Origin of the sequence: Microcoleus sp. LEGE 07076 (assembly GCF_015207455.1) — a bacterium.
Lineage (GTDB): Bacteria > Cyanobacteriota > Cyanobacteriia > Cyanobacteriales > Microcoleaceae > Microcoleus.
The window spans coordinates 1-8,709 of record NZ_JADEWV010000230.1; the positions used below are offsets into that span (position 1 = coordinate 1).

Genomic DNA, 8,709 nt, shown 5'->3' on the forward strand with positions numbered 1-8,709 from the left:
GAGCGAAGCGGAGGGATGGGGAATTGGCGATCGATTCCTGACCTATTACCCATTACCTCTTACCAAACGTTAGATTAACTTATTACCAAAATTTCAGGAGAGCTGGGAAGCATTTGTCATATCGTTTCCGGTTGCATCGGAATGATTTAACCGGACCTAGGGCGCAGAGAACACAGAGAAAGAGCCCAGAGAGAGATTAATACAGGACGATTTGACAAATGCAGCTTGCGTCTTAACTAGCTACCAATGCCCGATAATCGGTCACGCATAGATGCAATGGCTGCCCCTGTACCAGCAAAATAGGGTAAGGTTCCTCGGATTTGGTATCATATTTAACTAACATTTGGCACTCGCTGCCAAAGTCGCGTTCTATTGTGGGCGAGTTTTTTGCTAACATCGGTGCAAGATATCAGATTGAAGAAATTCTGTCCGATCGATGCTGCCTTCAGGAGAATCTAACGGTGCGCCTGTTTACTGCGATTGCAGCACTTCGCTGCTACTTAAATTTACAAAAATCTGCTGCACCTGATGTGACAGTCGGTTTGGTGCCGACGATGGGATCTTTGCACGGAGGACATCTGAGCTTGATCCAGCGAGCAAGACAAGAAAATGCGATCGTCCTGGTAAGCATTTTTGTCAACCCGCTGCAATTTGGGCCGACAGAAGATTTTCAAGATTATCCCCGGAATTTGGATCGAGACCGGTTGCTGTGCCAAGAAGCTGGGGTTGATGTCATTTTTGCTCCCGCAGCAACAGAAATGTTTGGCAACTCAGGAATCACCGAAACAAACAAAACCGCCCAAACACAAATTCAGCTTTCATCCTTAACTCAAGTAGTACCGCCGCCGGCGATGACATCGGTGCTGTGCGGCAAGTCGAGGCCCGGTCATTTTCAGGGCGTTGCGGTAATTGTGACTAAAGTTTTGAGTTTAGTGCAGCCGACAAAAGCTTATTTCGGCCAAAAAGACGCGCAGCAGCTAGCAATTATCCGCCAACTTGCTGTTGATTTTAACTTGCCTGTAGAGATTGTTGCTTGTCCGATCGCCCGCGAAGAATCTGGACTGGCGATGAGTTCTCGCAATCAGTATTTAACAGCAGAGCAAAAACAGCAAGCCTGCGCCCTCTACCGCGCCCTGCAACAAGCCTCAAAAACTTTTGCTTTAGGCGACCGCACTGCCGCTGCCGCCCTCGCTGCCGCGCGCGCAGAAGTCGCCAGAGAGCCTGCTGTCAAGCTCGAATACGCCGAACTCGTCGATCCTGACACTCTCGCGCCGTTGCAGGTTGTGGAAACAGCGGGACTTTTAGCGGTAGCAGCCAGAGTCGGATCTACTCGGTTGATTGACAATCTAATTCTCAGGAACCGGCGGCCAATTGTGGCGATCGACGGCCCGGCGGGCGCTGGCAAATCTACCGTAACTCGCCAAGCAGCAAAAGCTCTCTCGCTGTTTTATTTGGATACTGGGGCGATGTATCGGGCCCTGACTTGGCTGGCTTTGACCACAGGTACGCCGATTTCTGACGAATGTGCGATCGCCGAATTAGTCAGTGGCAGCTATTTAGAATACAACATCGATCCGGGATCTTTGACGCTGAAGATTAACGGCGAAGATGTAACCGAGGCAATTCGCAGTTTGGAAGTGACATCCCGCGTCTCGGAAATGGCGGCGATTCGATCGGTGCGGGAGTTTCTGGTGCAGGAACAGCGGCGCTGCGGCAAAAAAGGCGGAATTGTGGCAGAAGGCCGCGATATCGGGACTAACGTCTTTCCAGATGCGGAATTGAAGATTTTTTTGACGGCTTCGGTACAAGAGCGATCGCGCCGGCGGCTGTTGCAGCTCAAAGAGACCGATCGGGCTAATATTAGTTTGGCCGAGTTGGAACAAGACATCGCCCTGCGGGACGAAAAAGACAGCACCCGCGAGTTTGCACCTTTGCGAAAAGCTGCCGATGCTGTGGAAATTCAAACAGACAATCTGACTGTTGACGAAGTTATCGATCGGATTGTCGGCTTGTACAAACAGAGAATCGGCCCTGAAAGTTAATTTGAGCAAGTTGGGGGCGGGCGATCGTCCTGGACTAAAATCGGGTTGAACTGAGGATCTAATATCAAATCCAGGTAACATACCCTTTTATTATGGAACCGCGAAGACGCTAAGAACGCGAAGAGATGAGGAAACAGAAGAGTCAGAAGATAAGGGGGTGGCAAACCGGGATTTGGTATAACCTGCTATTAACCCGATTGGATCGCCTTCTTCCTTGAGGAAATTTCAACTATTTCCCGTTTTCACGGTTCAGGCAGTTTCTCGTACACAATTCTTAAATTTTCCCCTATAAAAACTGGATTTAAAACCCCGTTTTTAGAGGATGGCTTTAATTTATTAAATTCATTTTAAAAGAGCCTGAAATTGTTCGCAACTGTGGTAGACTCTAACGTTAACGCAAAGCTGAACAAGCTCAAAAATGCGTCTCAAAGCGCGTCTAGGGTTCTCAAAAGAAAGAAAAGCTAGAGTTATTGTAGAAAAACGCAATCTCAAAGTAAGCAGGAAACATAAAAAATGTGCCGCGAACTTAGCAAAATGCGTCATACAGTCAATTCGATAAATCTAAAATCCTCCTGTATGAAAGGCACAAGAAGTGTAAATTGCAGTAGAATTTTTAGATGCAATCCGATTTAAGATTATCCTGTTAACTGGGTTAACCGGATATCAACATAAAATCTCAAATTAACTGTGCAAGGTGTGAAGGAGAGAATTACGTGACAAAATTGAAACGGCTGTTGAGGCGGCGCAAAAATTTAATCGTTGTTTTTGTGGCAGCCGCCACCAGTTTTTTGCTGGGCGTGATGTTGCCTGTGAACTTGCGGGCGACAGGGCGAACGGCACCACCGATACAGGCGCAAGTGTTGGCAGTATCTCAGCCCTCAGAACAAAAGCCGATCGCCAATGCTAACGGAATCAAAGGGGCGATCGCCCGTCGAGTTGAGTTTTCCCAAAAGGCGATCGCCTCTTTGGACGAAACCCGCTTTCAATCAAGCCTACCCTCCCAGTTGAAAGGTACAACCATCCGTCAGGCGAAACTCGACTCGCAGCACAAAGCGATCGCCCTGACATTTGACGACGGGCCCTGGCCGAAAACAACTACACAAATCCTAGATATTCTCAAGAAAAACAATATTAAAGCTACATTCTTCTGGGTAGGAAGATACCTGCACACTTATCCCGAACTTGGCAAACAAGTCGTGGCTGCCGGTCACGCGATCGGCAACCACACTTGGAACCACCAATACATTAAGTACAACGAAGACGGCGCAGCTCGCGAGATCGATCGCACGTCATCGTTAATTGAAGAATTGACCGGGGTAAAAACAACGCTTTTCCGCCCGCCGGGAGGCATTTTAAACAATGGATTAGCAGCTTACGCACAGAAGAAAAAATATACAGTTGTCATGTGGTCTGCCGATTCTTTAGATTGGCGGAGTGCTACCCAATCGTTGATGGACAACGTACTCCGGCAAGCAAGTTCCGGCGGCATTGTGTTGATGCACGACGGCGGCGGCAATCGAGCAAAAACTGTACAAGCTTTGCCCAATATTATTGCTCGATTGAAAAAGCAAGGGTACAAATTTGTAACGGTTCCAGAGTTATTGGAAATGCAAGAAGAACAGTTAAAACAGCAAAAAATAGCAAAAAAATAAAAAATTGGGAGAATGGAATTAATCGCCATTTTCCCTTTTTTTTGTAAGTAGTTCGATCAATTTTTCAGAATGATGCCTATCTTGGGCAACACAAATCGATCGACAATCGCTATGCTGTAACAGAGCATCAGTTCGATCGCCAGGTCGATCGCGTACCAGCTATGACCCAAAGTCTCAGCGCCACAGGGTTGCCGCCCGCCTTCCCAGATCACACCCAACTCCCCGAATCCGACGGCACGTTCTGTCATAACTTTCAAGCACATCCGCAGAGTATCCTGCTCACCGACTCCCTAGAAAGCACGCTGCAAAATCTACATCCTGACGGACAATATGCGATCGGGCAAGATTGTGGCATCTACTGGCACGAAACCGACCCACCCGAACGCGGAGCCGAAGCCCCTGACTGGTTCTACGTCCCCAACGTTCCGCCTTTGTTAGACGGCGAAATTCGTCGCTCTTACGTGATTTGGCGCGAGTATATGGTACCAATAATTGCGATCGAATTGGCGAGCGGGGATGGTTCCGAAGAACGCGACAACACGCCGTTATCTCGCTTGCCAAAAGGTAGTAATCAGAAACCAGGGAAGTTTTGGGTATACGAACAGATTATCCGCATTCCCTACTACGCCATCTATACAATCAAAACCAGCCAACTGGAAGTCTACAACTGGCTGAACGGCTGCTATTGCCGATTGGAACCGAACGATCGCCGACATTACCCGATCGACCGCATGGGCATAGAGTTAGGCGTATGGGAAGGCAGCTATCAAAATCAGACACAGCGGTGGTTGCGCTGGTGGGACAACCAGGGGAATTTGTTGCTGACGGGGAGCGAACAAGCTCGACTCGAACGCCTCCATACCGAACAGGAACGCCAGCGGGCCGAAGCTGAGCGCCAGCGGGCCGATCGCGTGGAGCAAACACAGCGAGATGCGATTCCGCAACTGCTGGCAATGGGTTTAACCGCCGAACAAGTTGCCCAGGCGCTTTCTCTGTCAGTGGAAGACGTGCAGCGTTTGGGATAAATCTTCACTGCAGAACCCAACCTAACATCACAGCTTAACTTTAATTTCCCTCCCCGACGCACCTTAATTGTAGTCTTAATTACCTATTTAAAGCTTGAATCTAACGGCAAATTCTGCAACTGAGAATTCACCCAACTAGCCGCCGCTAATCCCGATCGCAAAGCAGCTTCAATTTGACCTTCCCCGCACAAATCCCCCGCACAAACCAGCGGCAAAATCCCTTCCGCAGGCAAACAAGAAACAGGCAAAGGATTTCGACAAAAAGCATAGCGCCAGCGGTGAACTTGCAACCATTCCGGCTGATTCAGCCAAGGCATTAAATACTCAGAAGTGCGATCGAGCAATTCTTGACCAACGGTTGGCAAATCGGTAGATTCTAGATGGCGATCGGCAAAAGAAGCACTGCTGTGAACTACAAACACAGGCTGCTGCGGATCGAGCCGCTTGCTGCTGTCCCAGCCAACCCAAGCTAAATCAGAATTATCTGGAAAAGAAACAGATTTCCACTGCGGATTTAGATTGCTTAAATCCGACTCTCGTTCCGCAGAATATCCAGCCATCACTGTCATGCAAGGGTCATATTCTACGGAACGCAATTTGTCAAGAAAATCCCGCGAACAACCAATTTCTGAATCCAAAAACATTAAAGCTTGGGGAGCCGGAATTGCTACAACCACAGCCTTAGCAAACAATTCTTGAGGTGTCTCTAAATTGTCGTCCGTAACTTCGAGAGAAATACGCCACATTTGGCTGTCGGTACGAGCCAGAGTTTTGACGCGGCGGCCGTACCAAATGTCTAAACCCTCTGCGATATACTTGCCGACAGCATTCATCCCAGCAGGTGCGACGTAACAATCACTAGGAATAGAGAACATTTCTGCTTGTCGGAATTCTGCCACAATATCCGTCCAGAGTTTCAGGATCTGCCGATCGACCAAAACATCAATCAACGCCTGCACCGCCTCTCCCCGCCGCTCCAGATAGCGAGCCCCGTGATCGGCCCTGCTGCCCTGTACGCGGCGAGTAGCGACTCGTCCGCCGGGGCCGCGAGATTTCTCAACAACCGCCACAGAATAGCCAGCGAGGCGCAACTGCCGAGCGCAAATCAGACCCGCCATCCCCGCACCGATCGCCACAACATCGAACATAATTAGTCAGTAGTCATTAGTCAGTGGTCAGTTGTCAGTTGTCAGTTGTCATTAGTCAACTCTCAACAGTCAGTAGTTATCAGTTTAAAGCTGCGGGGGAAGTTTCTGTGCAGTGTTTCTAGTTTGCGGCCAAACCCTGAGAGCCGTAGCATGGGTTGCAAGCCCAACGCCATCGCCCTGCACCAAGTAGTAGAATAAGGGACAGCAGGAATCTGTGATTAAGACCAGCTTAAAAAAAATGCCACTGCAGGCAAATTCCCAACCCCGATGGTTCTCAAGCAGTAACAATCTAAAATCTAAAATCGGGCGTTGCTGAATGGGGGTATGAAATCGTAGGGGCAATCCCCCCGTGGTTGCCCCAAATGCTGACGGGTAGGCACGGGGGCACTACCCCTACAGACAAAAATCATACTTGCATTCAGCAACGCCTAAAATCGTATACGGGAGGGCCAAATTTTGGACGAACTCAGAGCAGCACTAGAATTGACAACAGAAGAAGAATTGCAGCAACTAACCGAACTTCTGTTCACCCGCAAGTTTAACCCTCTAGATTACGTGCAAACCCCCGCACCCATAGATGTACAAAGCCGCGATCGCCAAGCGTGGCTAGACGCAGTAGAACAGCGGTTTCGCTATCTTGCAGCCGACGGAGTGACGGTACTCCGAGGGCGAACCGAACAAGTAACCTACAGACAAGCACTAATTCAAGTTTGTCGCTATCTCAAAATCCCTTATCCCAAACAGTTGTCAACCACCGACTTAGAGGCCGAAGTATTTCTGCATTTAATGAGCAGCGCCTGGAATCGCTTGCCGAAAGACGAACAGCAAGCGCTAACAGTGCGCGTACAGCGAGCAATTGTTGATTCTAAACTTTCCCAACCCCTGCCAATTTCTGCTGAAAAAGACCCGCTGGGCTTGCTGTTCAAAGGCGGCAGCGCTTTAGCCGTTAGTTCTATCTTAAAACCCATGTTGCTCAAACTGATGGCCAATCAATTTGCGCTGCATTTTGCCACCTATCAAATGGCCAGACAAGGAGTGCTTGCAGGCACTGCAACCGCAGCCACCCAGTTTCAAAATTATGTGGCAATTCAGGCGGCGCGGCGCGGGATGGCCGTGAGTGCGGCTCGTTACGGTGCAACGCGGAGCGTGTTTTCGCTGCTCGGCCCGGTGATGTGGACTTGGTTTGTGGCGGATTTGGGTTGGCGATCGATTTCCACAAACTACGGGCGGATTATTCCGACCATTTTTGCCTTAGCTCAAATTCGATTAACGCGATCGGAATGCGCTTGGGAACTAGCATAGCCATTTTAGATTGGGGATTTTAGATTGGGGATTGGAGTGTTGGTGAATATCAAAAATCGGTGGAAATTAGCTGCCAAACAAACAGCCAAAAATCTCAAGTTTCGCCTCCACAAACATCCCGATCGCCACCTGCAAATTCCTTGGAATTTCGCTCAAATTGGGATGCTCATTTTTCCGACAATTCCGATTTTGGGAGCTTTAGGAATATTCCTAGGATTGGCAGGCACTCTCAAGCAAAAGCCTCGTCAAATTAGCCGCCGCCCGCTGAACCGAGGATTCGCCATCCTCTTTGCGGTGCTAGTCATCACAACGATTGTTGCCAACAACCGCATCGATGCTGTTTTAGGCTTGTGCAATTTTTGGCCTTTCTTTATAGTTTTTGCCGTTTTCAGCAGTTTAATTCAAACTCCGGCTCAGTTGCGACAAATGTCTTGGACGATCGCAATTAGTGCAGTGCCCGTAATAATTTTGGGACTGGGACAGCAATTTTTAGGTTGGAGCGGCATCGATTTATTGCAGCCTGTTTTTGGCTGGGTACTAGAACCCAAAGGCAATCCCCCCGGCCGCATGGCATCTGTCTTTATCTACGCTAATATTTTAGCTTGCTATCTGACAATTGCTCTTATTTTAACACTCGGATTGTGGGTAGAAGAAGTCAGTTGTCAGTTGGCAGTTGGCAATCGTCAGTCGTCAGTTGTAAGTCGTCACCACTTAGCAATGCCCAATTCGCGATTCCCAATTCCCAATTCCCAATTCCCAATTCCTAATTCCCAATTCCCAATTCCCAATTACCGATTCCTATTTTTAAGTTTGGCTGTGGTGGGAAATGCTGTTGCTTTGATTTTTACTAATTCTCGGAATGCTTGGGGACTGGCCGTTTTAGCAATTTTGGCTTTTGCATTTTATGCGGGTTATAAAAAAATATTAGTTGCGGTATTTAGTGCGGTGGGTGCAGTTTTTTTGTCAGCATTTGGCCCGGAACCGCTGCGACAATATTTAAGAAGAATTATCCCGGCTTTTTTCTGGGCGAGACTTACCGATGAGATGTTTCCAAACCGACCAACTGCTAGTTTGAGAACTACTCAGTGGGAATTTGCTTGGTCAATGACTCAGCAGCGTCCTTGGACTGGTTGGGGACTGCGAAATTTTACGCCTCTTTATCAAGATAGAATGCACGAATGGCTCGGTCATCCTCACAGTTTGATATTGATGCTGACTGCGGAAACTGGAATACCCGCAACGCTTTTCTTTTTGGGTTTAGTTGGCTGGGTTTTGGCGAGAGGTGTTTTGTTGTTGATGAATTGGCCTGTTTCTGCGGCGGACATCAAACAAGAGCAAATAGCAACAGAGGAAGTAGGCGAAAATGCTTTATTGCTCAATCAAAACTCTAACTTTAATATCACAAATCGGGTATTTTGTCAAGAAAAAAGAGGGGACGATCGCCTAATTTTCTTCAGTTATTTATTAGCCTTCGCCGCCTGTACGCTATTTAACACTGTAGATGTGACGGTGTTTGATTTCCGAGTCAATACAATAAGCT

The 8,709-nt window shown here is 48.3% G+C and carries 6 protein-coding genes; 5 read left to right on the plus strand and 1 reads right to left on the minus strand.

Annotated features, from left to right (window positions below):
* Window positions 1-461 precede the first annotated feature (461 nt).
* The 3 genes from IQ270_RS25505 to IQ270_RS25515 all read left to right on the plus strand — a co-directional run bounded on the left by IQ270_RS25505 (window position 462) and on the right by IQ270_RS25515 (window position 4,719).
* Window positions 462-2,042 carry a bifunctional pantoate--beta-alanine ligase/(d)CMP kinase gene (locus tag IQ270_RS25505; protein ID WP_193975971.1) on the plus strand — a complete coding sequence of 527 codons (1,581 nt, stop codon included), beginning with the start codon at window positions 462-464 and terminating at the stop codon, window positions 2,040-2,042.
* Window positions 2,043-2,755: 713 nt separating this feature from the next.
* Window positions 2,756-3,694 (plus strand): polysaccharide deacetylase family protein, encoded by a 939-nt coding sequence (locus IQ270_RS25510; RefSeq protein WP_193975966.1) that lies wholly within the window; start codon window positions 2,756-2,758, stop codon window positions 3,692-3,694.
* Between the two features lie 161 nt (window positions 3,695-3,855).
* Window positions 3,856-4,719, plus strand: a complete 864-nt coding sequence (locus tag IQ270_RS25515) for a Uma2 family endonuclease (protein WP_193975967.1) — start codon at window positions 3,856-3,858, stop codon at window positions 4,717-4,719.
* Between the two features lie 83 nt (window positions 4,720-4,802).
* On the opposite strand, the gene IQ270_RS25520 is transcribed toward IQ270_RS25515, so the two are convergent.
* Window positions 4,803-5,867 carry an NAD(P)/FAD-dependent oxidoreductase gene (locus IQ270_RS25520; RefSeq protein ID WP_193975968.1) on the minus strand — a complete coding sequence of 355 codons (1,065 nt, stop codon included), beginning with the start codon at window positions 5,865-5,867 and terminating at the stop codon, window positions 4,803-4,805.
* A 456-nt stretch (window positions 5,868-6,323) separates the two neighbouring features.
* Here IQ270_RS25520 and IQ270_RS25525 point away from each other — a divergent pair, with 456 nt between their 5' ends.
* A complete protein-coding gene (locus IQ270_RS25525) occupies window positions 6,324-7,169 on the plus strand; it encodes a YaaW family protein (RefSeq protein WP_193975969.1) in 846 nt (281 codons plus the stop codon).
* Between the two features lie 24 nt (window positions 7,170-7,193).
* Window positions 7,194-8,709, plus strand: a 1,516-nt coding sequence (locus tag IQ270_RS25530; RefSeq protein ID WP_228056693.1) for an O-antigen ligase, incomplete at its 3' end; no start/stop codon positions are given.